Raw genomic sequence first — 25,949 nt, forward strand, 5'->3', positions numbered from 1 at the left:
TTTTTTAAATTTAAAATAGCGTTTCAAACATTATGCCTATGTTGTAACTATCTGATAAAGTATGGTTGTTGTTTCTATATACATACAAAAACGTAAGCTTATACGTTAAGAAAGTACAAAAATGTAAGGGATTTATTTTAACTAATGCAAGTTGCATTTGCTTGGGGGTATGTGAGTGTAATATTCATTTTAACTGCTAGAAAGGTAAATAGCTAATTGTCTATTTGTCCAATAACTATTTACCTATAATTTATTTTTATTTGTTAAAGAGTCCTGATCTTACTATTCTGTTAGAATTTTCAGAGGATTTAAGAATAGAAGATTTAGTATTAGAAAGTGGTTCTAAGATAAAAGCCTCATCATCTTCAATTATTGTTAGTTTTGTGTAAGTTAATTCAGGAAATTGCACAGCACCTTTAACATCTCAACTCGATTATAGATTCCATGAATAAATCAATTGTGTTCATGACTTCGAAAAACAAAACGGTTAATTCTTGTTACGTTCCTGCTACTGGTTCATCATCGATTGTAATCCATTTCCAAGATTTACATAACAGATTAGTAATTCATTTCCTTTTGCTTAGAACCATTAACAATAACCTTATTGACAGGGTTACTGTTTAGTGAAAGTGAAAAACCATCATGGTGTTCGGCTATAGAACCAATAAACTTAGCACCCGAACCTTCAAACATATCTACCCACTCTTTGGTATTAAATTTGGGCGCCTTCCACATGGGGATAAAATCGTGGTAGTCAAAATCATCACCGTAGGTTTCTCTGTGCGTTTTGTATATTTTACCTCCCCATTGATTAGGATCTCTATCCGGAACATACATCCAGCGTGGGTACCATTCGCCATCGGTAGCAGGAACCGAGTACACTCCCCAATGGAAGTAAATACCTAGTTTGCATCGGCAAACCATTCAGAAACGGCTTTATATTGTTTTAAATTTTCCCAATCGGTAGTGTACTTATTTTGTGCATAAGAGATCTTTATTAAGCACAATAATAATAAGGTTGAAAATCTAATTTTTAGCATGATTTAAATGGTATGATTTTAAAAATGCAACTTACCGTTTACTTGGGAATGCGCATGGCGTTAATTGGGTTAACTAAAGGGGGATAATTTGCTAATAATTGTAGTTTTTCGAACATGATCTGGTGTTTTACATGGTCTTTCTTATTCTCTATCAGTCGTCTCTTAGCTGCTTTGATGGTATAATTCGCTATGTTACAGATCTTAATCAATTTCCGATTTTCTTTACAAAGTAAACTCCTTTACCTAGTTCATTTGTTTCTTTTGATTGCAATTCAATACTTATTTTATCAAAACCGTCGACTAATTCGGAAGGATTAGAAACTTGTTGATTGTCCTTGGGTTTTAAAATTTGAACTACATATGCAAACATATGCTTTTCGCTTCTGGTATATTCTCTAATTTTATCAATGGTTACTATCTTTGCTGTTAATCCATTAACCTTAATATCTAGCTCTTCTGCTGAGATATTTGCTGGTGCAATATTTAATGTGTCGGCAGTGATCTCTTTGGGTAAGCTTAATGTTTTTGTTAAACTCATTGGCCTAAAGTAAATCATGTATGAGTTAAACGGACCGCTTTGGGGTTCGAACGCATTAATTCCATAAATTTCAATTCGGTCATACTTAGGGTTTATTTCTAAATCTTTATAGATAGGTAAGTTCCATGCCCAGTATTCAAGTTTTGTTTTACCATAATCAACTTCTTTAATAGCATACAAGCAATAATAGGTGCCAGGTTTTACATCTATTGAAAACATCCCGTTTTTATCCGTAAATGTTTCGTAACTATTTTTAAATATTCCTTCTTTATCTTTAATAGACAACGAATCTATATTTTGTTTTAACCATACAGAAGCACTATCAACGGGTTGATTATTTGCATCTGTGACCTGACCATAGAGCCGTACTTCATTCTGTCCAAATAACATTGATGAAGAGATAATTATCAAGATTATTGCTGAAAAAAACTTATTTATTTTCATGTTTTATTAAAGATGTATGATAATACCATTTAAATAAAGTGAATAACAAATATAATAAGTATTTATGTTAATTATTGTAGTGCTTTGTGTTTCTAGGGGATTAGATATTGTAAAGAACAATCGTATTAAGTGCGAATTTGCTTGATTAGGCGAGCTCGCTACTATAATTATTTTACAAGAATGAGGTAAAAACGAGCTTGCCGTGTTATAAAAAAATAACACCTCACAGCTTATAAAGAACTGTGAGGTGTATTAGTTTTACTATTTTTAATGGGAGATTACCAGTTCTCATCTACAATTTTTTGAATATGTGGATAGTCGGCATCTGTTTCGTTGTATTCTTCGCGTTGTCTTTTTAGCTCAGCTTTAAGCTCTTTGATGATATCGGCGTAAGCAGGATTGTTGTATAGGTTATTTACTTCGTGCGGATCTTTGTTTAAATCGTAAAGCTCCCAGGAAGGTGGAGTTGGTCGTACTTCAAAAGACTTGTCTTTCTTTAGCCAGTTTCGCGATAGCTTGCCTGTTTCATTTAAATCCCAGTGTCTCCCGTAAAAAAAGATAAGTTTGTAATCTTTAGTTCGGATACCAAAATGCCCAGGAATATCATGATGCGTTAGGTGCAACCAATAACGGTTGTAAGTAGCCGTTCTCCAATCGGCAGGTTCTTCGCCTTTTAATAAAGGAGTGATGCTTTTACCTTGCATCTTTTCCGGAACTGTTCCGCCTGCTAAATCAATGATGGTAGGCGCAAAATCGGTGTTGTTAATTAATAGCTTGTTACGTTTACCCGCTTCAATTATTTTAGGGTAACGAATGATAAATGGCATCTGCATCGATTCTTCATACATCCAACGTTTGTCTACCATATCGTGCTCTCCCAGCATCATACCTTGGTCGGCAGAATACACAATGACGGTGTTGTCATATAAATCATTATCCTTTAAATACTCAAAGAATTTACCCAAATTATCATCCACGCCTTTCACACAACGTAAATACGATTTAATGTACTTTTGGTAAGCCATAGAGGTCGCTTCATCATCAGGAATATTCTCGTCAATGTTATAATATTTGGCATAACCATTGAATTTATGTCTGCGCGAAACAGAGGTGCCAATTTCATGAATCAGGCTATCGTTTTTGCCTCTGGTTCCTTCTGAGCCCCAGTTGGGCTGACTATACATATTTTCAGGCTCAGGTACTTGTGTATCTGCTAAATAACTTTCGTAGCGCGGTGCGTACTCAAACCAATCGTGGGGTGCCTTAAAATGATACATCAAAAAGAAAGGTTTCTTCTTTTCTTTTCGGCCTGTTAACCAATCCATTACTTTGCCCGTAATTACATCAGAAGAATGCCCTTTGGTTTTTACAATATTATCAGGATAGGTACCATTCCCTTTTTCATAAAAAACCGGATCGAAATATTTACCCTGACCTTTTAATACACTGTAATGATCAAAGGCTGAGGGTTCGCACATCAAGTGCCATTTACCGATAACTGCTGTTTCATAGCCTTGCTTTTTCATCTCCTCAGGTAAATACTGCTGTGATGTTTTTAACGGTCGACTAAAATCTAATATCTGATTACTTTGGCTATACTGACCTGTGATGATAGTAGCACGGCTAGGTGTACAGATAGAATTGGTAACAAAACAATTTTCAAAAACCATTCCTTCGTTAGCCAATTGATCGAGGTTAGGAGTCGGGTTTAAGGTTGCCAATCTGCCGCCATAAGTACCTATAGCATGAGCAGCATGGTCGTCGCTCATAATGTATATGATATTGGGTTGCTGTGGTTCCTGAGAGCAACTGAAAGTAACAAGAGCGATCAGTAAAAAATAAATGCAATGCTTCATTATTGTTTGATATTAAGTTTGTAAACCAGTGCTTTATCGTTAGGGAATGTGTTGGGTGCGGTAATGCTCAATCCTTTATCGGATTGCGACCATTTTATTTTCTCATCGCTACCTAATAGTTCCACTTGATTGATAGTGTAGCCACTTGCCACGCTATCTGTCGCAAAAGAGTGTAATATAAAGTCTTCTCCGCCTTTAGGCATGGCCAATTGCGTAATGTATAAATTTTCTCCGTTGGTTGTAAATCGAAAATCTTTTGCTTGATAGTTAATGCCAAACCCCTGAACACCACCAAAGTGATTTTTCTTAAGCTTGGTTACGCCTTCGCCATAGGTAACAAACGGACGCGTGTTAAATACGGCCTCACCATTGGTTTTTAACCATTCTCCAACTTCTAGCAATCCTGTTCGCATTTCTTTAGGAATTTTACCATCGTGTGTTGGTGTTATGTTTAAAAGCAAGCAACCGTTTTTACTCACAATATCCACCAACTCTGTAATGATAACATCAGGTGTTTTTAGATCTAAGTCAGCTCTCCAGCTCCAACCATGCCAGGCATACGAATCATCTGTTAACCAAGGGAACTCGGTTTTTTCATCCATCCTCCCTTTTTCTAAATCAATCACACCCACACCTTTGGGTAAATCGTTGTTTTTGTAGGTTAATACCAACTCCTTATTCCATTCCTGCTCTTTGTTATAATAATGAGCTACCATTTCTTGTCTATCCTTTTCGGGGATAACAAATACGCGACTATCAAACCAAAGTAAATCTGGCTGATATCTATCCACCACCTCATAAACCTTTTCTTTCCAAGTGTCTACAAACTTACGCGATGGGGCGTATTTTGGGTCTATATTATGGCTGCCTTGTCCACTGGCTGCAAATCCAGCACTCATTTTACCAAAGGTTTCAGGAGCAGTCCACTCACCATAAAATTCATCAAACTCCACATCGGTAGTATCAATATAACCGCTCCATCGGTTGTACCAAGCCCATTCCCAACTATGATGAAAGGTGGTTACAAACTTTAAATCTTGCCCTTTAATGGCTTTTTCTAGTTCGCCCACTAAATCGCGCTTTGGACCATAATTAACGGTATTGTATTTATTGACTTTACTATCCCAGTTGGAAAAATTATCGCAGTGTTCGGCTACAGGACCTGCAAATTGAGCACCCGATTTTTTAAATAGCTGTGCCCAATCATCCGCATCAAAATGTTCGGCGGTAAATTCAGGAATAAAATCGTGATAGTGCACAGAATCACCATAGGTATTTAAATGATGTTCGCGCAACCAATGATTCCAACCTTTGTCCTTGTCTTCGTACATTTGTCGTGAGTACCATTCTCCTTTACCCATGTAGGAATACACACCCCAATGAAAGTAAATTCCAAATTTAGCGTCTTTAAACCATTCAGGCGTTTGGTGCTTTTGTAGTGATTCCCAGTTGGCCTCATATTGGGATTTAACTTCGTTTTTAGTAGCCGTTTTTGTTTGGCATGCACTCAGAGTAATGAGTAGTAGAATGATAAGATAGTTTTTCACTGTAGTAGACTTTGATGATTCAGTACAAATGTAGCTAGCATAAGTCACGAAGCTTTGTACTATTCCGACATATCTTAGGACTTATTCGTTTTGTATTTTCTAATGGCTTAGATATCAGTCTTTTTAATATAACGAGAGAAGTTGGGTTTTGTTTTTGTGTCTTTTGTGTTGATATAGTATGGGTTACGGAGGTGTGTATAGATATTGTCCAGTTGCTTGGAGTATTAGAATCTTGAAGATAATTATTGAATGCTCAAATATATTAGATAATTAAACGAATTAATAATATTCGAAAAGATTTATGCTGATCGTTTACCCTTATCCACTAAAGAGAGAACTTGAAACTTCTATGTGTGATGGTGATTCTCCGCCTAGAAAGTCAGAGGGTGTAGTTAGGGAACTGATTACTCATTACTCCTTTTATCCGATACTCACAAACTTGAACGTTGTCATGATTTTTCGTCAATGTACATCAAGTTAGAATATTACACTCTAGTTAAATCGGATTTAACCATAGTTTTAACCTGCAAAAAACATAAAGCACCCTTGTAATTACTTCAATTTTACCCTGCTCAATCCTTATTAATTGGGTAATTTCACGATAAGTAAATTCAAATAAAGAATTCCTTTAAATCAAATCTGGTAGAAATGCTGGATATAAATCAATAAACATTACAAACATGAAGAAGTTAATTGGATTAACGCTGGTGTTTTTAGGACTGTTTGTTAGTCTTAATGCGCAGGACCAAAGTTTTAACGACTCATGGCTTTTCTTTAATGACAAAGCCGATGGAGCGGAAAAAGCTTCCTTTGACGACTCCGCTTGGAGAAACGTAACATTACCACACGATTGGGCTATTGAAGGACCTTTCGATAATAAGTATAACGCCCGTTGCGGGGGATTGCCTTTTCACGGAACAGGTTGGTATCGCAAACACTTTAATGTACCTGCTTCTGCCAAAGGAAAAGTGGTGAGAGTAGAGTTCGAAGGAGCCATGTATAATGGCCATGTATGGGTCAATGGTGAGTTTGTAGGAAAACGACCTTACGGATATATTGGTTTCGAATTTGACATTAGTAAATATCTAAAATATGATGGTTCGAAGAATGTAATTGCGGTGCGATTAACACCAGAGGATTTATCTTCGCGTTGGTATCCAGGTGCGGGACTTTACCGTAATACTTGGTTACACATTGATGAGCCTGTTCATGTGGGACAGTGGGGTACGTTTATTACCACGCCTACTGTAACTGATGTTAAAGCGTCGGTACAAAACGAAACTACCATTGAGAATAAAAGCAATAAAGCCGTTGAAGTAGTTGTGGCGCACGAGTATTTTTCTCCAGAAGGAAAATCGGTGGCAAAGGTCGAGGATAAAATGACTGTTGAAGCTAACTCTTCTAAAATATCGGGTACCTGGTGTTACGTTAAAAACCCAATGCGATGGGATTTAGATACACCTAATTTGTATAAAGCGGTAACTACCGTTAAGCAAGATGGAAAAGTGGTAGATACTTATAACTCGCGTTTTGGTATTCGTCATATTGGATATGATAAAGATGGTTTTTACTTGAATGGTCGTAAGGTTCGTTTTAACGGAGTCTGTTTACATCATGATAACGGTTCGTTGGGAGCTGCAGTTTATCGCAGAGCGGATGAACGTAAACTTCAAATCATGAAAAGCATGGGTGTGAATGCTATTCGTACAAGTCATAACCCACCTTCAAGAGAGTTGTTAGAGCTTTGTGATGAGTTAGGTTTAATGGTTCAGGACGAATCGTTTGATGTTTGGAAAATGGAGAAAGTACCAAACGGATATAACGTTTTCTTTGATGAATGGGCAGAGCGCGACATTAAAGATATGGTGCGTAGAGATAGAAACCACCCATCCATTGTAATGTGGAGTATCGGTAACGAAATTATTGAGCAAAAGGATAAGAAAAATGGCTGGAGAGTAGCTAAAATGTTGAACGACTTTATCAAGGAGATTGATACTACACGTCCAACTACAGCTGGTTTTAATCATTACTCAGGACCTTATGATAATAATATGGCGCAGCAAGTGGATATTGCTGGTATCAATTATAAACCTACGAAGTATGGCGAGGTAAGAGAAAACTATCCAGACCTTCCTATCTATGGTTCGGAGACTTCGAGCTGTACAAGTAGTCGTGGTGTATATCATTTACCTATTGAGAAGTATAAAACACACGAATCGCTTCAGGTAAGTAGTTACGATTTAATAGGGCCACCTTGGGCTTACCCTCCAGATATTGAGTTCCACTTTCAAAAGCAATTCCCACATAGTATGGGTGAGTTTATTTGGACTGGTTTTGATTACCTTGGAGAGCCTACTCCATACGGAGGTAAGGATAACTCTACCAATGGATATTGGAATGGTGATTGGCCTGTGCATAGTTCTTATTTTGGAGCTGTGGATATGTGTGGTTTTCCTAAGGATAGATATTTCCTTTATCAGAGTCAGTGGACAACAGAACCGATGGTTCACCTGTTACCGCATTGGAACTGGAAAGGCATGGAAGGAAAAACAATTCCTGTATTCTGCTATACGAACTGCGATGAGGCCGAGCTTTTCTTAAACGGAAAGTCCTTAGGTAAAAAAGTAAAAGGTAAAGATTTAGCTGAGATAATAGTTGGTTTCTTACGTTATGAGCCAAAGACCTTTGATTCGCCATACCGTTTGTCATGGGATGTACCCTATCAAGCAGGTGAGCTAAAAGTTGTTGGTTATAAAGACGGAAAAGCTATTGAGGAAGAAGTTATTAATACAGCAGGTAAGCCGGCTAAGGTAACGCTTTCTGTAGATCGTAAAGAGATTGATGCCGATGGTGTTGATTTATCTTATGTAACGGTTCGCGTTGAAGATAAAAAAGGGAACCTTTGTCCAATGGCTGATAACCAAGTATACTTTAAAGTAAAAGGGGCTGGTTCATTGTTAGCGGTAGATAATGGTAATGCAGCTTCTTTGGAGTCGTTTCAGGCGAATCATCGTAAGGCATTTAGTGGAATGGCATTGGCCATCCTTAAGTCGTCAGACCAAGCAGGAACTATTCAACTTACAGCCACTTCAAAAGGTTTAAAGTCAGCCAATGTAGTGGTGACAACTAAGTAAAAGTTTGTGGATTCTATATTTCTATCGGGGGCTTTGTAGTGATACGGAGCCCTCGATTTCTTTTTGATTCTGTCTGCTAGTATTGAGGCTAGAATTCCCATAAAGATATTTTTGGTTGTGTTTGTTGAACAGCTGATAGAGCTAGATGTAAGAATGGACTAGGCATTTCAGAAAACAAGAAATCATAAGGCTTTGTACCTAGTTTTATAATGATTAGTTTTATCAATTATTTAAACATCCATTAAATGCATTTCTTAACCATGCGACTCTTCAAAATACAAACAATAGCGCTACTAGTCGTAAGTTGCACAACACTTCTACTATCTTCTTGTCGTAACGTATATAAAACAACAGAATGTGTAGTTGTTAATCAATCGGATGAGGATTTTACCATATACTTTTCGGATAGAGGGCAAGGTGATTTTATTAAGTCGGGTGCAGAAAAGGTGGTGCATACAGGAGAGGCTAGGGATAATAATTTGTCCTTTCCCTTTGATTCGGATACGGTTAGAGTGAAGTTGGATGATAGTAAAATTGTACTATTTTTCGCGGAAAAGAATTTGGAGGAAGAGGATAATATTTTTGATGTCTATAATTGGACCTATCGTAATTATACCAACGAATATACGGTTGCAACATATACTTTTACCAATAGAGTTTTGGATAAAATGGAGGAGAAACAATAGTTTTAAACTTCACTTACTTCTTTCTGACAAAGGAATTTGCTAGTGCTTTTATTACTTCCCGTACAATCTCAATCGATTTTGATATAATTAAAACTCTAATCAGATGAAGTGTGATACCAAATCATTCTTTGCATGAAACAAAGCTGAGGTTTGTATTCATAAAGAAAACTCTGTGTTAAACTTCTAATATTAAGCTTTGCACAGAGTTTTAAATATCTACATTTTATTTCAGTACGATTTTTTTGGCTAACTTCTCAGCCTCCTCAAAACTCATGTTTTTATATAAAACAAATTTGTCTATTTGCAGAAACTCAGACCTTCCAGAAACTTGGAGGGTATAGAAACCTGGTTTATCAAACTTAACAGTCAACCATGGTTGTTTTCCATGTAGGTCCAACTGACCATTAAAGCCAAAGTCTCCTTTACTTCTTCCAACAAACTTATTGAAGCCAGTAATTGTTTCATGTCCTATTTGAGTAGCATCAGGAAAGTTTATCCATGCGTCATTCGATTTATCACCTTCTGCATTTTCTGGCTGGCGCATCATCCATTTAACTGTATAAGTACCTGCCTCTTTTACTTCGAACTGAGTCTCGCAAGTATGCTTTTTGATTACTTCAGGATAGTTATTCGCTCCCGTATACTGGATGTATCTTCCTCCACTCGCTGTTTTATCGCTAATGAATTCCCATTTGCCGTGTAAATCAAAATGCTCGCCTTCAATTACAATAAAGTCTTTAGGTGTGGCTTCAATTGAATTTTTCTTGATACACTCAAATTCTATCATTGTCCATCTGCCACGCGCAAAAGCAAAAGCATCACCTTCAGGTATTTTTCCGTTACTATGCGAATTAAATTCAACTTGAATATCGTTTCTTTCATTCAAAGAGATATTCTTGAAAGTATGTTTTAGTGCTTCGTAATCCTTATCTGAAGCGGTATTTTGAGTTTTTCCAATAAGCTCTCCATTTACGTGTAAGCGATATTCCGATTCCCCGTCTATTTCGGTTAAAGTAGTTAGTGTAATGTTATATATTCCTTCGGGAGCTGTTAAATGCACTTTTGAAGCGGCAAAATCACCTTTGTAGTGAACCGCATCAATAGCCATTGCTTTTCTGTATTTATCGATATATGGAGGAACAAAGCCAGGGATTGTAATGATAGGGAAGTCTTCCATGGCACTTAGTGTAAAACGATTGTTACTGTCCAACTCCTTAGTTACAGCGATTCCTTCTGCTGCATTAGGGATTCCATCACCGAGGAAATTTTTAAATTTCTCAGGACTTCCATTCTCATCACCAGTCAATAACCAATACACCATACCTACATCCGATATGTCTGCCTTACCAGTATCGTGAGCTTGGGCTCTGGTATACATCCAGCGAATACTTTCATCCTGATGATCTCTCATCCAATACCAAGGCGAAAAATCTTTACCCGAACACCATAGCACATCTTTAATGCCGCATGCATTCTGGTCTTTAATTTTATGATATTGAATACGGTTACCGCATAACTTCTGAATGTCAGCCCAAGTGCGATGCCAATCTCTTCGGGTTTCATTTTCGTTAAACCCACTGTGTGAAACGAGTTTTACATGACGAAGGTTTTCCATTCCTCCCATCTCAATGGCTTTCTCAACCGCTTGGTAAACAAATTCAGAAAGTCCTGCATGTATAAAATACAAAGGGTTATCTTCGGTTGAGATACTCATTTCTTTAGCCAGACTAGTTTTGGCAGCTTCCAATTGGGTGGTGACATCATAAAATTTAGAAGCATTAAAATGCCAATATATTATGCCTCCATCACAACTTATTTTGTTTTGGTTTTCACTATCAGGACCTGCAGGAGCATCAATAAAGTTATTGTAAGAGTAGTGTACAAGTTGATCTTGCAGTTCTAGTTTAGCCAATGTCGCTAAAATGGCTGCGTTTGCACCCCAATCATCCGGATCGCCAATTGGCCATTTATATTCATGATCAGGTGCGCTGTTTCCATCAGCACTAACTGCAATTCTGTTTTTATTATATCCCCACGATTGAGCATTGGCGATACTAAAAGATACCATTAAAAGGAATATTCCAAGTAATCTCATATTTTTAGTTTTAATCTAATTTAAATGTTTTAATTGATGAGTGCAAGTTGTTCATTTGAGCGCTTTTTTTCTCTTTTTGTGACTTATCTAAAACTTAACAAAGATAAATTTTTAGCATTTAGCAACTTAACAGGAGATAAAAAATGCCTAATTTTAGAGGGTGATATTTATTTATATAGTTGCTGTGTATGTTGTTGTTTGCTAGAGGTAAAAGATTAGATGTTTGCTTTGTTGTTTTTTTGTTTTTGTTGATGACTGTTTATGCAAAAGGTTATGCGCAAGATAAAGATGATATTAATAAACTTTACAAGAAGGCTAAAAGCCTTTCGGATGAAAAGCCCGACTCTGTATATAGTATCTTAGAAAATTACACCGAATATTTTGCTCGAAATAAAGATACGTCTAGGTGGATAGATGGCATTTTGGTGATGGCAGATATTAAAAAAAATAAAGGTGACTTTGGAAAAGCTTATGATCATTCCTGGGAAGCTTTATTGCTATCTGAAGAATTTAGGGATACTTTAAAAATAGCAGATTGCCATCAGTTGATTGGTATGATGTATGGTATTTTCAATAATCATGATCTAACCATACAGCATATGAAGAAATCGCTGGAACTAAGAAAAGCTTGGGCACATAATAATAGCTATAGACGGGCTAATATATCGAAACCATATTTTAGTATGGCTGTGCAGTATGTAAAATCGAAGCGGTACGATTTAGCGAATACCTATTTAGATTCTTGCTTGTATATAACTCAGAAGTTCCATAATAATACTGGTTTTATTCAAGTTGAACGGGCCTATATTGCAATTAAACAAGATGATTTAGATAGGGCTGAAACTATTTTAAAAGAGATTACGCCTTATTTTATAGAGAATAATTTAAGCTTTATGGTTATGATTTACTCTTATTGGGGTGAGCTATACCAAAAACAGAACAAGTCGATTGAGGCGTTATTGAGTTATAAAGCTTGCTTGGAAACTATGGCTGCCACTAATAAACACACGGACATTAGACCTAAAGTGTTAGAAGAAATGTCCGCTATTTATATACAAAAAGGAGAAAATGAAAAGGCAATATATTTTCTTTTGGAATCAAAGGCCTTGAATGACAGTTTGTTTAGTGCTCGAAATAATAACAAACTACTAGAAGTAAAAAATACCTATAGACAGGCTATTCAGTTGAAAAATAAGGAACTGGCCGAGCAGGACGTGTTACTTGATAAACGAAGAGACGCCAACTTTCGGTTAAAAGTAATTATTGGCATGATATTACTGGTTTTAGTTATTGCTTTACTGGTTATTAAGCAACGTTTCGAGCGTAAAAAGTATTTGCAAAGTAAAAAAGAGTTGGAGCTAAAAGCAAAGCTGGAGATGGAAAAGATGGATGAGGTGATGGAAGCCAAAAACAAAGAAATTACGTCGTACACACTGCAGTTGATAGATAAAGAACGTTCGGTGGATAATTTACTGGAGCAATTAAAAAAGAATATGGATGATAAGACCTTTAGAGGTATTCGTAATTCGGTAAAGGACACCAATAAAAACTTGTGGGATGAGTTTAATGCACGATTCTCGCAAGTGAATACCAGCTTTTACGAAAAACTGCTTATACAATTCCCTGTTCTTACCCCAACCGATTTAAAGCATTGTGCCTTAATTAAGCTCAATTTTAATGGTAACGAAATGGCCCAACTACTTAATATTTCCTTACCGAGTGTACATATTGCTCGACATCGTCTGCGTAAAAAACTAGGCTTAAAACGAGAAGATAATTTGGCTGTTTTTATTAGTCATTTGTAGAATTTGTTTGAAGATGTAATTATTTAACTCAATATTCAGGAAATCAGGGGTTAAGTTGTGCGTTATATTTTCAAATTATAAAATATTGACTTAGTTTTGCAAAATATTTCTATCTATAGTAATTAGATATGAAATTTTGTAATATTTTGAATATAGGATTCTTTAAACTATGGGTATGAACAATAAGAGTTTGTTTTTTTTAGTGTCTCTCCTGTTATTTGTAGGTTGTATTCACCGAAATGGTATATCTACAGAATATTATAAATCAGGCCAACTTAAATCCGCGGGTAAAGTTAAGAATGGTAAACAGAATGGAATAGTTAGAACCTATTATGAATCGGGAAGGCTGATGACCAAATCTAGTTTTAAAAATGGAAAGAGAGTAGGCGAGAAATTATCTTTCTTTGAAAATGGAGTGGTGAAGGAGCGAGAGATTTACAACAGAAAAGGAGTTTTAGACGGTAAGTATGAGAAGTATTTTGAAAGTGGTACCCTGCAGTATGAAGCTTTTTATAAATCCGGATTACTTGAAAGACTAGCGATTGAATTCTATGATAATGGTGATATTTACAAAATGTCGCAGTTTAAAAATGGCAAGTTAGAAGGGGAGCAACTAGCATATCATACAAATAAAGTTCTTGCTTTAAAAGCGTTTTCAAGAAAAGGGAAACAACATGGCGAATGGGTGTATTTTGACCTAGAAGGAGATACGCTGAAAAAAGAGGAATTTAAAAATGGATATTTAATGAATTCCGTGATGTATCAGGAAATAGAATCAGAATCTCTTTATAAGCTTGGTTTTGTTCAGCTACCAAGTAATCTTACTCCTTAAATATAGCGGCAAACATATAAATAACATGAGCTGTTTATTGGATGGCAAATGTTTTATGAAATAATTCTTTCAAATTGTCTATTTTTAGAAAGCCTAAAGTTTAGGATAACTTAATTTTAAAAATATGTCATTAAATAAAGAATTTTCTAATCTGGTTGTTTTGCCAGAGCAGCTTGCTCCGCTGGAACAGCAAGATTTTGTTGGGCTCGAAAATAAACTTAAAACTTTAAAACTGATATCTACAGCTATAATGCTAGTTGTAGTTACAATTGTATTCTTTGTAATTGGCTTGGTTTTATCTGACAATACTCCTCTTTCTGTTTTAATATCTGTTCCTTCTGCTTTTGTGGTATTAAGTACTTGGCGTGGTATAATTGTTATGCTTGGTTTTCCTAAAAAAGGGTATTTATTAAGAGAGCAGGATATATCCTACCGTAGCGGCTTGTTTTTTTATAAACTTACTACTATTCCGTTTAATCGTATTCAACATGTTGAAGTTAGTCAAGGTATGATAGAGAAGGCAGTTGGCTTGGCGAGCGTAAAGCTATTTACTGCAGGAGGCAGTGTGAGCGATCTTTCTATTCCAGGACTTTTGCCCGATAAAGCACATCAAATAGAATCGTTCTTGTTATCTAAAATAAGTAAGCATGAATAAGCTGGATTTGTCTATACCAACCCGACAAGAGTTGCGAGGTTTTCTGGTGATTTTTGCATTTCAGGCACTTAAAATGATGCGTGCCTTATGGCCCATGTTGATTATTCTTTTTACCAAAAGAAACAATCTGCCTAATGGACTGACAGTCCCTATGATACTAGGAATTGTACTTGTGTTGTTACTGGTTCATTCCATCCTTTATTATCTTAACTTTTACTTTTATGTAGAAGGTAATCAGTTCATCCTTAAAAAGGGTTATTTAAAAAAGGTGGTACTTTCTATCCCGTTAGAACGGATACAAAGTGTAAATACCAAACAAAATATTCTTCAGCAAATACTAAATGTTTATTCCTTGGAGATTGATACGGCAGGTTCGGCGGGGAAGGAGTTGAAGATTTACTCTTTAAGCGGATTGTATGCCAACGAGTTAACTCAGTTTTTGCAGTCGCATAAGGAAAGAGAGGTTGAGGAACAAGATGAGTCTGCTACTGAAGTTACAGAGGAGGAAGAGGTGATGAGATTAAGTCCTGCCGCTTTGCTACGCATTGGAATTAGCCAGAACCACATTAAAACAGCTATCATTATTATTGTGTTTGGTTCGCAGATAATAGGGCAAATAGAGGAGTTGTTTAAGCAGCAGACAGAAGCTTATTCTGATTCGGTTCATAGTGTTGTAACCAATTCTGGCGTAGTTTTTATAGTTGGGCTTGTTGTTTTATTTTTAATAATTTCTATCCTCTCAACGCTAGTATACACCGTTATTAAATACTTCGATTTTAAATTGGTGAAGCAGCAAAAGAGTTATAGAATTACAGCGGGACTGATCAATAAACGTAAGGTCTTGTTGCCTTTTAGTAAGGTGCAACAGCTCAACTGGGAAACGGGCCCTATAAAGAAGTTGTTTGGTATTTATAAAATTAGCTTTAAACAAGCAGTTAGTAAAGAGGTAAAGCAAAAGCAAGTGGCCGATGCTCCTGGGTGTCTACATCATCATATTCAAAGAATAAGAGAGGAAGTATTTAAGGGAGATTTGCCCGATGATGGCGAAAAGATTTATGCGCATCCTCGGTACTTTAATTTGCTATGGTTTTGGTCGGGAATGATACCAGCTTTGCTTCCTATACCCTTGTATATTTATGAACCCCTGTGGATAATTGCTGGAGGTGCATGGCTGTTGCTTTCTGCACTTTATTGCAGACTGATGTTACGAAAGCGCTATTTTCAGTTTAATAAAAGTCAAATTATTATTGGAAAAGGCGCTATATCTACAATTTGGCAACAGGTGGAATCTTTTAAAACTCAATCGGTGGATTTTCGTCAGTCGTTTTTTCAGAAACGAAGAGGACTCGCTTCACTTAATGTAAATAATGCCTCTGGAAAAATTGAGATACTGTACATACCTGAAGAAATGGCTCATCAACTGATGAATTATCTTCTTTATCATGTAGAAACATCTCGCGAAGAATGGATGTAACCATAGGGGGTAAAAGTGCTCAGTAGAAAGAAACTGGGGTAAACATAAATATGCAATTAATTAGAATAATTACTGGCTGATTACATCGTCTACTTTTGTGCCTGAAGGTACTTTATCTAAATTTAGAATTTGGTGAGCATCAATTACCTTATCACCTGTTTGTTTTTGCCAGGAGAATAAGGTTTTTTGAAATGAGTTTACTTTTTTCTGGTACTCTGGAAGGCTAACTAGATTATTGATCTGATGCGGATCTGATTCAAGTTGGTATAGTTCAATGGCTTCTTTTTCTTTATTAAAGTAGATACTTTGCAATGGATTGAGTTCATCTTTTTTGTATAGCGCAAGCATGCTTTTAAAAGTGAGTGCTCTTTTGGCGTATGAATTCGCTCTGTAAGGAATCTCAGGAAAGAAATGATGGATGTATTCATATTCTTTAGTGATGATAGCACGAGAGCAATCAAAGTAACCATCAAGACCATCTCGAGTCGCAAAAATATGCTTTCTTTTACTCTGCTTTTTACTGAGCAAATCTACGCCTTCCATGTTTGTAGGTACTTTTTGCTGACAAGCATTGAGAATGGTTGGTGCTATATCAATAATACTGGCGAGTTCATTATTTTGTATACCTGATTTAACATAACTAGGCCAACGAATAATCAATGGTATATGAATACCTGTTGTCCATAGGTTTTGTTTGTGCCGGGGTAGTGTAGCTCCATGGTCAGATAAAAGAATAACAATGGTGTTATCGCTCAGACCATCTTTGTCTAATGCATCCAAAAATTTACCAACTTCAAAATCTACATGAGAAACAGCATCTAGCGCGCTAGCTAATATATATCGCACTTCAGGTGTGTCAGCGTAATGCGGTGGTATTTCAAGGTCCAAGGAGTCAATGGCAATACCTCGATCTTTAGCCCAAACTCGCCCAGGTTCAAAACCATGCTTTTTACCTGTTTCAATATTCGCGTAAGCAAAAAATGGCTGATTATTAGCTTTATTATTCCAAACGCCTCCTTTAAAATAGGTTGAAATATCTGTTGGGTCAATAATTTGTAAATGTTCAAATACTTCTTTGCCACTTTCTAAATTATTCTCAGGTTTTCCTCTATCAAAATTTAAATCAGTTTTAGCGGTTGCGCCATAAATTTTGTTGTACATGCGATCTCCGTTACTCTTAAAGTTTACGTTAAAGTAGCCTGCTGAACTCATTATTTCTGTAAGTATCGTATATCCTTTAGGTAATTGTTTAATGTAATTGCTTCGGTGATGAGGACAGCCTATAGTGGTGGTGTAGCAGCCTGTAAAAAGTGATGTGTGGCTTGGGCTACATACGGTGCCCGCGGCATAAGCATGCGTATATAAGATGCCTTGATCAGCCAATTTATCTATGTTAGGTGTAGTAACCAAAGTATTTCCATAACATCCAAAATCTGGGTCTAGATCATCCAAAAATAAAACCAAAACATTGGGTAGAGATTGAGAATATGAACCAATTGAGAATATAAAAAATAATAAGAAGCTTAGTGTATACTTGCTCATGGTTTACTGTGTTTGGCTATTCAGGCTTTGGGATAATTAGAATAAAGGCACTAAAGTAAAAATAGACTATATATTTTACCCAGTGCCTTTTTATTAATAGGTATTATTTTTTTATAAACTTTTTAAAATAATGGTCACCACTAACTTTAACATTTAGGATGTAAACACCCGTTGATAGTTGGTTGGTGTTTACTACTATTTTATTAGCGCCTATTAGAGCAGCTTCATTTTTACTAATCACTTTTCTTCCATTGATATCAAGGATGTTGAGTTGCACATCATCAGGTTCCGTTAGTTCAAACTCAACAATACATTGGTTTCTTACAGGATTAGGATAAAGTGTTATTGTTTCCTTACCAGTTTCCTCTATAATGGAGTTGTCATCACCATCTTCTGGGGTATACTCGTTTACAATTACACCTTTTTCTATGGCTCTGGCCCAACCACTACCTTTTAGAGCACACCAATAAACACCTTCCTGATCAGGATCTGGTCTTAAATCAACAATTGTATTGGGCTGCCCAAGGTTTTTATTTACTTTTCGCCATGTAGCACCTCCATCAAGTGAAACATATGCACCCGGGTTAAATAGTGATCCTCCTTGCGATTCGTGAGGCATAGCTGCATTTACTAAAATGATATCTGGGTTTATGGGCGATGTTTCTGCTTGCCATATCCAAGGTAGGTAGAATATCTTTTTCCAACTTGCTCCGTTATCAGTGCTCTTCCACACACCACCTTCTTCAAACGATCCGATGTATCGGCCGCAAGAGATATATAAATCTTTGGTTGTTTTATCTATATGAATATTATTGACCGCTTTAATAACAGAAGGAATCGTCATCTTATGCCAATTGGCTCCTTTGTCTGTTGATTTATATAATCCACCAGCAACACCCGTTTTACTTTCGTTTAATGCTGCATAAAGCGTAGAAGAGTTTTCTGGATGCATTTTTAATCTACTCACACTTGCATCAGCAGGTAAGCCAGTATCTTCAATAGTCCAACTTACACCACCATTACTACTCTTATAAATTCCAAAATCGTTAAAGCCATCTGGTACGTTGTTTGAACTTACTTCCGTAATGGCATTTTCAGGCATTACAAAGTATATATTCTCAGGATTGGTATAATCAACAGTTAGGTTATATTGAAACATCATATCACCTGATTCATTGGCGGTCCAGTTGACAGGTTTTGAAACGTTAAACCATGTTTTACCTCCATCTGTTGATTTTCTGAATTGACCTCTATGGCTCTGACGGAACATCAGGATGTAAATTTCGTCTGGATTAGTTGGGTGTACTGCCACCGATGCTATGGAATGAGCACCTCCAGCGTTTACCTGACCTTCTATTTGCTTTACAGCTACAGCAGTTTTATCAGCGAAAGTGCCTATTGGAGAAGATTCCCACAAACCATGCTCACCACTGCAGAAGAATTTCCGACCAGGTTTACCTGTTTCTAATAACATAAACCTACCAGGTAAGTTACTGGCACCTCGGCCAACCCAGGCATGGCTTCCTGTTTCGGTTTCAAAATCATCTACTTGTTCCCAAGAACTACCATTGTTATTTGAGCGTAAAATCTGTTGATCTAAGCATATAAAAACTTCACCATCCTTATTTATTTCCAAGAATCGATTACCCCAAGTTTCTTCACGAATATCCATTTCGTGCTGAAGGTGAGCATAGGTCGTATTGGTTCCTGTAGGGCAATTTCTTGATGACCAATAGCTGTTGTCTTGGCCATCTATCCAATACTTACCACTACGTGCTGTTGCAAACCAAGTGTTACCGCCATCTGTTGTTTTCCATACATCGCCCGCTCCAAAGGTTCTATCGTGTTTTACATTATTGGCAATGTATATTTCATTTTTATTGTTCGGATTTACCCTTAAGCGATTATAAACAGGTAATATGCTTGACGGATAAGTAGGGTAGGTGTTTTTAGCTGTAGCTTTATCTACTCCGAACCAATAACCAATGGCATTGTGATATTTATCGCGTGTAGTATAACTAGTTACTCTGGTAAGATCCAGTGCTGCATTTCCTGTAATACTAGTCCAATTAACACCTCCGTCCGTACTTTTGTATATTCCACCTTCCGAAGTTACCGTTGAGCCTTGCGGGCTGTATGTGGTTTGAAGTACCGTATACAGGATAAATTCATCATCCGTTTCATTGTAATAATAATCCATGTCGCGGGCAAAATGATGAGGAAGGCCTGATGTGCTTGCTGTCCAATTAAGCCCTTGGTTGGAGCTTCTGAAAATACCATAATTGGTGATGGCAATAACATGGTTTGAATTACGAGGATCAACTATAATTTTACCAAACTCAGTATCAACAGCAAAGTTATCTGTTATTTTAGTCCACGTTTCTCCTTTGTTGGTACTTTTATAAAGATGGCCATATTGCGCATATTTATAGATATATCCTTGTGAAGGATCGTTGAAACTAGCGAGGCTTCGATGATTGGCTTTTACATTCCAAAAATCACCAGCACCCATATACCAAATATCATCATTGGATGGGTCTACCGCAAGTTCACAGTGTCTCCCACCAAAGTTTTTAGTAGCTTGATATTCCCAGTTGTGGCCCATATCTGTGGTTTGGTATAAATAACCTCTAACATCTATGGCCATTCCAAAATTAGGATCTTGATGAGAGAAGGTGATGGATTGAACTCTTCTCATATAAACGCCTGTTCCATCACAGTTTTTGATGGTGTGCCATGATTGTCCGTTATCCCAGGTTCCATAGCTATTATACATATCTGGTGATTGAAACATGACATTTTCATCTGTTGGGTGACACCAGAACTCTTCGCAATAACCAGCCATACCTGGTCCAAATTGTTTCCATACCACTGAATCAACGGATGCAACAGTTTTATTCTTTAAATCATTAAAAAAGGTAGGCATTCCTTTTTCTACATAAAAGTCCCACTCTTCGCCTTGTATTATTTTATCATCAGCATCGATGGCATCAATTTTCCATTTGTAGGTGCTTAGGTCTGCTAAATTATCAACATCCCATTGCTTTGCAGATATAGCACTAGCTACCTTGGTTAAGGATTCGCCATCTTTAGCAAACCAAACGTCATATGTATAGGTTTCTTCACCTTCCACATCCCATTTTAAAATAGTATTTAATTGAGTTACAGTTGAATTGTTTACTGGCTCAATTAATACAGGCGTTCCAGCTGGTGTTTGCCCTAGCCATTCTATAGCACTAATTCTTAGGTTAAGATCATTCACCACTCCTTCGTGAATAATAACACCTCCACCAGTTATATAATCTAAATCGGGAGTTCCTGTTACGGCACCTTGCGTAATATCTCCAATACCATTTGAAATATCAGTATGGTTATCAAGGTTAGAAGACAATGTGGCACTAACCTTCATCCATACAAAATCCTTTATATTAAAAGTCTTTTCAGAGCCAATAGCTAATATGCTATTCGCTATAGAAGAGTAAAACCAATTGCCATTAGCATCTTTAATCATAATGCCCAATTTATCTTCAGGAGCATCATCCATCATGCTTATTTTTACGCTACTTAAGCCGATTAAAGAATCGTTATTTAAAGGGTCAGCACTCGAATCGAATTGGCAATAAGCATATGCTCCCGCAGATTCCGATTCGTTTAAAAAGCATAAGCAGTTTCTGGAACTAGTCGCATTGTCACTAAATAAGTAACCTATCGGTGCCCAGTTATCACTGGTTTTAATAGCATATCCTCCCCATTCAAAATCGGTGTTGTTGGATCGAACAAAGTCGGTAGTTCCATCTGTGTTGAAAAGGAAAAACTTTTCGGAATAGAACTGAGGATTAAAGAAATTCTCTGTGATAACGGTATGTTGTTTGGCAAAAACATTTGATATCAACAGACAAAGTATAAAAAGCGTAGAGACTTTTTTCATGCGTAATAATTTTAATTTGTATAATCAATTAGCTCATATTAGCATCTGCTTATGCAAGAGTCAATTGCGGATACTGGTTTCATACTTGTAGTTTCAATTTGATTTGGTTTTTTTAAGATGAAACAAAAATGAAAATTATCCATGAAAGTGAGCTGATTATATTAACCTGTAAAACAGGGGTGTATGCAAACGCTGTTTAGATAAATATTAGTTGAATTTGAAATTTGGGGTAAAAATAAGGGTAAATATGGAGGATGTAGCTATAGGGTAATAATGGAAGCTTGTTTTGTTTAAGTTGCAGAAATTCAGGTTGTAGTATGGGGTGGTAATGGAAATGCGGGGTAGGAAATAAGACAAAAAACGGAGGCCTTAAGAAAGAGCCTCCGTTAGTTTGGGAAATTTACATTTTCACAAATTTGTGAAATGTTGTTTTATCATCGGTCTCTATTTTTAAAAGGTAGTGACCAGTACTTAATTCTGAAACATCAATCTTTTTGTTGGGAGTAGATAAAAACTGCACTCCTGAAGTTGAAACAACCGAATAAACAGCCGTTTCATTTACGCCGCTCACTTGTAAATTATTTTGTGCTGGATTTGGATAAATCTCCAAGTTATCACGAGTTGGGTATTTTACAGCAGTATCAATCTTTTTTACTTCTACTTTTACATCAATGGCATCGCTACCTTCGCTATTACTAACACTTAAGCCAAAAGTTAATACTTCATCATTTTCAACATCTGGAGCTGTAAAAGTAATTTTATGATTGGTGATGGTATATTCGGTCACTTCGTCAGGAACGGTCCAAGTGTATTCCAATTGAGAACCTATAGAACCATGTGCATACAAGGTGTGCTCATCGCGCATATCTACCACGGCATCATCACAAATAGCTTTTATCTCATCTGTTTTAATCATTCCTTTATACCATCCAGAACCCCAAGCAGCACTGTAAAGTATGTTTTCATTATAAGGATCAAGTTCTATATCTACCATTTTATCTGGCTGACCGATACCCTTATTAATTTTTACCCAATTAGCACCATCATCTTGCGAAAGATAAAAACCAGGATTTTTAAAAGCTCCACCAACCTGACCAGCAGCATTCACTAAAATAATGTCTGGGTTTACGGGCGATGTTTCAACATGCCACACATAAGGTGCTTTAAAAAACATCTCCCAAGAAGCACCATTGTCTTTACTTCTGTATACACCACCCGCATTATAATCGCCAGTACGAGCACCACAACAGATATACATATACTTGGTGTTTCGGTCGATGTAAATGTTATTTACTGATCTAATTTCAGTAGGTATGTCCATTTGAGTCCAGGTAACTGCTTTGTCTGTAGATTTATAAAGACCATAAGGATCGTTATTGCTCCATTGGTTTAATGCAGCATATAAGGTTTCTGGATTCTCTGGGTCTAGGATAATTCGGTTTACACTACCATTAGCAGGAACCCAGTCGTTACTTGCTGTCCACGAATTACCACCATTTGTAGATCGATAAACACCATATTCTCCCATGGTTAAATCTTGACCAGGACCAGAGTTTGTACCACAGGAAATCGGTTTGTAAATAGCCGTAAAATACATGTTCTCTGGATTTATAGGGTCAATTTTTAAGCTGTATTGACTTGCTGTAGCTTCCCATGAACCATTATCTGTATCGAATATTTGAACCACATTATTCCATGTTTTTCCGCCGTCGGTTGTTTTACGTAACCAACCTCTATGTTCTTGACGCCAAGCTAATATAAAGATGATGTTAGGATCATTAGGATGAACAGCAACAGTTGAAACCGAATGGGCATCATGATTACCATTGATGTCGTTCACCTGACCTTGAATCTGTTGGGCAGCGACAGCATCTTTATCTGAATAATCGCCTATGTCAGCTGTTTGCCATAAACCGTGCTCACCGCTACACATTAACATACGATCAGGTATGCCTGTTTCGGATAGAATAAAGCGTCCAGGTAGGTCGCTTGTCCCACGAGTAATCCAAGCTCCACTGCCCGGGGCTGTTTCTACATCATCAATTTGCTCCCATGTTTCGCCATGGTTAGTAGAGCGTTGTGTTTGCTGGTTAATTCCAATAAATACTTCTCCGTCTGCATTAATCGCTAAATGACGACAAGCTGAGGAGGATTCAAGAGATTGGTCTAAGGAAGCCTGTAGGTGTGCAAATTCAACATTCGGAGTAGTAGTCATTCCTTTTGATTGCCAATAGCCAGCATCCGAATTTTCGTGCCAATAGGTTCCGTGTTTGGTCACAATTTTCCATGTCTGTCCACCGTCTGCACTTCTCCAAATATCGCCAGGACCAAATGATTTATCATGTCTTTGGTTAGCATATAAGTATAGCTCGTTTTTATCCTTTGGATTAACGACTAAACGTCTGAAGACCTGTAGCGTGTTTGTTGGGAAATCTTTAGCCGCAATGACGCTTTTATCTTTTCCTAACCAATATGCAACTAGTTTGTTATAACCATCCCTAAATGAGCTATTTGTAATCTGATTAAAATCAAGACCTAAATCTCCAGTAATGCTTGTCCAGTTATCTCCGCCATCAGTACTTTTATATACTCCGCCAGAGGTGGCAATAGTATTTCCTGATTCGCTATAAACTGATTGTTCAACTGTGTATAAAATATACTCTTTGGTAACAGGGTCGTAGTATTCGGCTAAATCTTTTGGCAGGTCGTTTGGTAAGCCCGTATTACTTGCATTCCATGTAGCACCTGCATCAGTACTTACAAACATTCCTTGCCCTGTTGCTATTACAATTCTATCGGAATTGTTTGGGTTTACCCTAATTCTACCAATATCCAACATATCATCAATGTCAGTAGCTATTTTGTCCCAAGTTGCACCGCCATCAGTCGTTTTTAGAATATATCCATAGGCAGAAATTGGTCGGTGTGTACCTTGTGGGCTTGCAGCTGATCGCCAGTTGCCCTTCACGTCCCAGAAACCACCAGCACCTATATACCAGGTGTCATCATCGTTTGGATCTATTACCACTCTGGAATGAGCGTTGTACCATGGGCTTGTTGCAGCGTGATCCATTAAAAACTTTAGTTCCCACGAGCGTCCCATGTCGTTGGTAACAAATACCTTTCCTCTTCGCTCAATAGCTACTCCAAAGTCTGGGTTGGATGAGGAGAAGGTCAGATCATTTACGCGTTCTAAATCAAGTCCATCTCCGTCGCTATCTTTTAGTGTTTGCCACGATTCTCCATTATCCCAGGTACCGTATGCTACATGCATATCAGGGCCCATAAACATCACTTCGACTTGTGTTGGATGACACCAAAATTCTTCGTTGTAACCTGACATACCTGGGCCAAATTGCTTCCATTCAACAAGGTCGCTCGATTCCATCCTTTTGGTTTTGATATGCTCAAAGAAGTCTAGTTCAGGTTCTACGTATACTGATTTAAGTACCGCATACCCATCAATAGCGTTCATCTCCCAGATATCCTCAAAATCTAAATCTGGGTAGTTTGTCGCATCTGCTAATTCTGTGTCATCTAATCCAGTTGCATTGGCATCTGCCTCAGCAGTAGATGATTTATAATATGACTTGGTTGGAGCAATACCGGCTTTATTGGCTGTACCATCGTTTTGTACTGTAACAATTGCTGGTCCTCCAGAAACGATACCGTAAAATGCTACTTGTGTAATCTCGTGCTCGCCACGATTGGCACCTACTATTCCTCCTGAACCCCAGCCTGCAGTTACTGTGGTAGTGCTATAGCAGTTGTTAATACTCTTTGTTCCTCCTGAAAAAAGTCCACCAACAATACTACCAGTCCAACCTCCACTACCTGCAGAAACTGTACCTCCCAAACTATAACACTGTGATATTGAACCACCAATTAGTTCTCCCACAAAAGCACCAATTCTACTGCTATTATTTCCAGCAGATGCATCAATCGAAATGTTTATAATACCAACACTGGTGATGGTTCCATTGATAGCTCCAAACAGACCTGTACCTTGCTGGTATAAACCATCAACATTGGCAACAGGTGTTACTGTTAAGTTAGATATTGTATGGAATTTTCCGTTTAGGTGTCCGTTAAATACGCTAACAGTATTACCAATTGGCGTAAAAGAAACACCACTCATATCTATATCAGCACCTAATTCAAAATATTTTTCTCCAGTCCAATCTCCAGTTGTTGTAGATAAGGTACTCAAATGAGTAGGTTGATTTATAATGTATGGATCGCCAGATGTTCCATTTCCTCCTCCGTACTGAGCCATTAGCGCAGTCTTCATAAGTGCTAGTGTAAACAGAAGCACAATAGATTTTAACTTCATACGATTGCTGATTTTTTATTATTGTAGATTTTACTTTGTT

Annotated in this window: 14 protein-coding genes; 6 read left to right on the plus strand and 8 right to left on the minus strand. The window is 37.2% G+C overall.

The features are described 5' to 3' along the window. Positions 1-558: 558 nt before the first annotated feature. The 4 genes from A8L32_RS00005 to A8L32_RS00020 all read right to left on the minus strand — a co-directional run bounded on the left by A8L32_RS00005 (position 559) and on the right by A8L32_RS00020 (position 5,425). Positions 559-924 (minus strand): alpha-L-fucosidase, encoded by a 366-nt coding sequence (locus tag A8L32_RS00005; protein ID WP_075589647.1) that lies wholly within the window; start codon positions 922-924, stop codon positions 559-561. 321 nt (positions 925-1,245) lie between these two features. After that, positions 1,246-1,968 carry a carboxypeptidase-like regulatory domain-containing protein gene (locus A8L32_RS00010; protein WP_158027178.1) on the minus strand — a complete coding sequence of 241 codons (723 nt, stop codon included), beginning with the start codon at positions 1,966-1,968 and terminating at the stop codon, positions 1,246-1,248. A gap of 332 nt (positions 1,969-2,300) precedes the next feature. Further along, complete coding sequence (locus A8L32_RS00015) at positions 2,301-3,878, minus strand: sulfatase family protein (RefSeq protein ID WP_075589649.1); 1,578 nt, start codon at positions 3,876-3,878, stop codon at positions 2,301-2,303. Then, the gene (locus A8L32_RS00020) at positions 3,878-5,425 is read right to left on the minus strand and encodes an alpha-L-fucosidase (RefSeq protein ID WP_075589650.1); all 1,548 of its coding nucleotides are present in this window, start codon (positions 5,423-5,425) and stop codon (positions 3,878-3,880) included. The genes A8L32_RS00015 and A8L32_RS00020 overlap by 1 nt, the downstream gene beginning before the upstream one ends. Positions 5,426-6,105: 680 nt before the next feature. Between A8L32_RS00020 and galB the strand changes: the two genes are divergently transcribed. Both galB and A8L32_RS00030 read left to right on the plus strand, forming a co-directional pair. After that, complete coding sequence (gene galB / locus A8L32_RS00025; RefSeq protein WP_075589651.1) at positions 6,106-8,559, plus strand: beta-galactosidase GalB; 2,454 nt, start codon at positions 6,106-6,108, stop codon at positions 8,557-8,559. A 245-nt stretch (positions 8,560-8,804) separates the two neighbouring features. Next, positions 8,805-9,245 (plus strand): hypothetical protein, encoded by a 441-nt coding sequence (locus A8L32_RS00030; RefSeq protein WP_075589652.1) that lies wholly within the window; start codon positions 8,805-8,807, stop codon positions 9,243-9,245. Between the two features lie 223 nt (positions 9,246-9,468). Here A8L32_RS00030 and A8L32_RS23600 read toward each other — a convergent pair whose 3' ends face one another. Continuing rightward, the gene (locus A8L32_RS23600) at positions 9,469-11,340 is read right to left on the minus strand and encodes a hypothetical protein (protein ID WP_075589653.1); all 1,872 of its coding nucleotides are present in this window, start codon (positions 11,338-11,340) and stop codon (positions 9,469-9,471) included. 188 nt (positions 11,341-11,528) lie between these two features. On the opposite strand from A8L32_RS23600, the gene A8L32_RS00040 reads away from it, so the two are divergent. From A8L32_RS00040 to A8L32_RS00055, 4 genes are all read left to right on the plus strand, one after another. Then, a complete protein-coding gene (locus A8L32_RS00040; RefSeq protein WP_075589654.1) occupies positions 11,529-13,145 on the plus strand; it encodes a tetratricopeptide repeat protein in 1,617 nt (538 codons plus the stop codon). Positions 13,146-13,320: 175 nt separating this feature from the next. After that, positions 13,321-13,977 carry a toxin-antitoxin system YwqK family antitoxin gene (locus tag A8L32_RS00045; protein WP_158027179.1) on the plus strand — a complete coding sequence of 219 codons (657 nt, stop codon included), beginning with the start codon at positions 13,321-13,323 and terminating at the stop codon, positions 13,975-13,977. A 124-nt stretch (positions 13,978-14,101) separates the two neighbouring features. Further along, a complete protein-coding gene (locus tag A8L32_RS00050) occupies positions 14,102-14,632 on the plus strand; it encodes a PH domain-containing protein (protein ID WP_075589656.1) in 531 nt (176 codons plus the stop codon). After that, a complete protein-coding gene (locus A8L32_RS00055) occupies positions 14,625-16,106 on the plus strand; it encodes a PH domain-containing protein (protein ID WP_075589657.1) in 1,482 nt (493 codons plus the stop codon). Before A8L32_RS00050 ends, A8L32_RS00055 begins: the two co-directional genes overlap by 8 nt. Positions 16,107-16,175: 69 nt before the next feature. On the opposite strand, the gene A8L32_RS00060 is transcribed toward A8L32_RS00055, so the two are convergent. The 3 genes from A8L32_RS00060 to A8L32_RS00070 all read right to left on the minus strand — a co-directional run bounded on the left by A8L32_RS00060 (position 16,176) and on the right by A8L32_RS00070 (position 25,867). Beyond that, the gene (locus A8L32_RS00060; RefSeq protein ID WP_075589658.1) at positions 16,176-17,648 is read right to left on the minus strand and encodes a sulfatase family protein; all 1,473 of its coding nucleotides are present in this window, start codon (positions 17,646-17,648) and stop codon (positions 16,176-16,178) included. Positions 17,649-17,751: 103 nt separating this feature from the next. Then, positions 17,752-21,576, minus strand: a complete 3,825-nt coding sequence (locus tag A8L32_RS00065; protein WP_075589659.1) for a T9SS type A sorting domain-containing protein — start codon at positions 21,574-21,576, stop codon at positions 17,752-17,754. A 400-nt stretch (positions 21,577-21,976) separates the two neighbouring features. Next, positions 21,977-25,867 carry a VPS10 domain-containing protein gene (locus tag A8L32_RS00070; protein WP_158027180.1) on the minus strand — a complete coding sequence of 1,297 codons (3,891 nt, stop codon included), beginning with the start codon at positions 25,865-25,867 and terminating at the stop codon, positions 21,977-21,979. Between the last annotated feature and the right edge of the window lie 82 nt (positions 25,868-25,949).

It is taken from the genome of Labilibacter marinus (assembly GCF_001659685.2).
Taxonomy (GTDB): Bacteria; Bacteroidota; Bacteroidia; order Bacteroidales; family Marinilabiliaceae; genus Saccharicrinis; species Saccharicrinis marinus.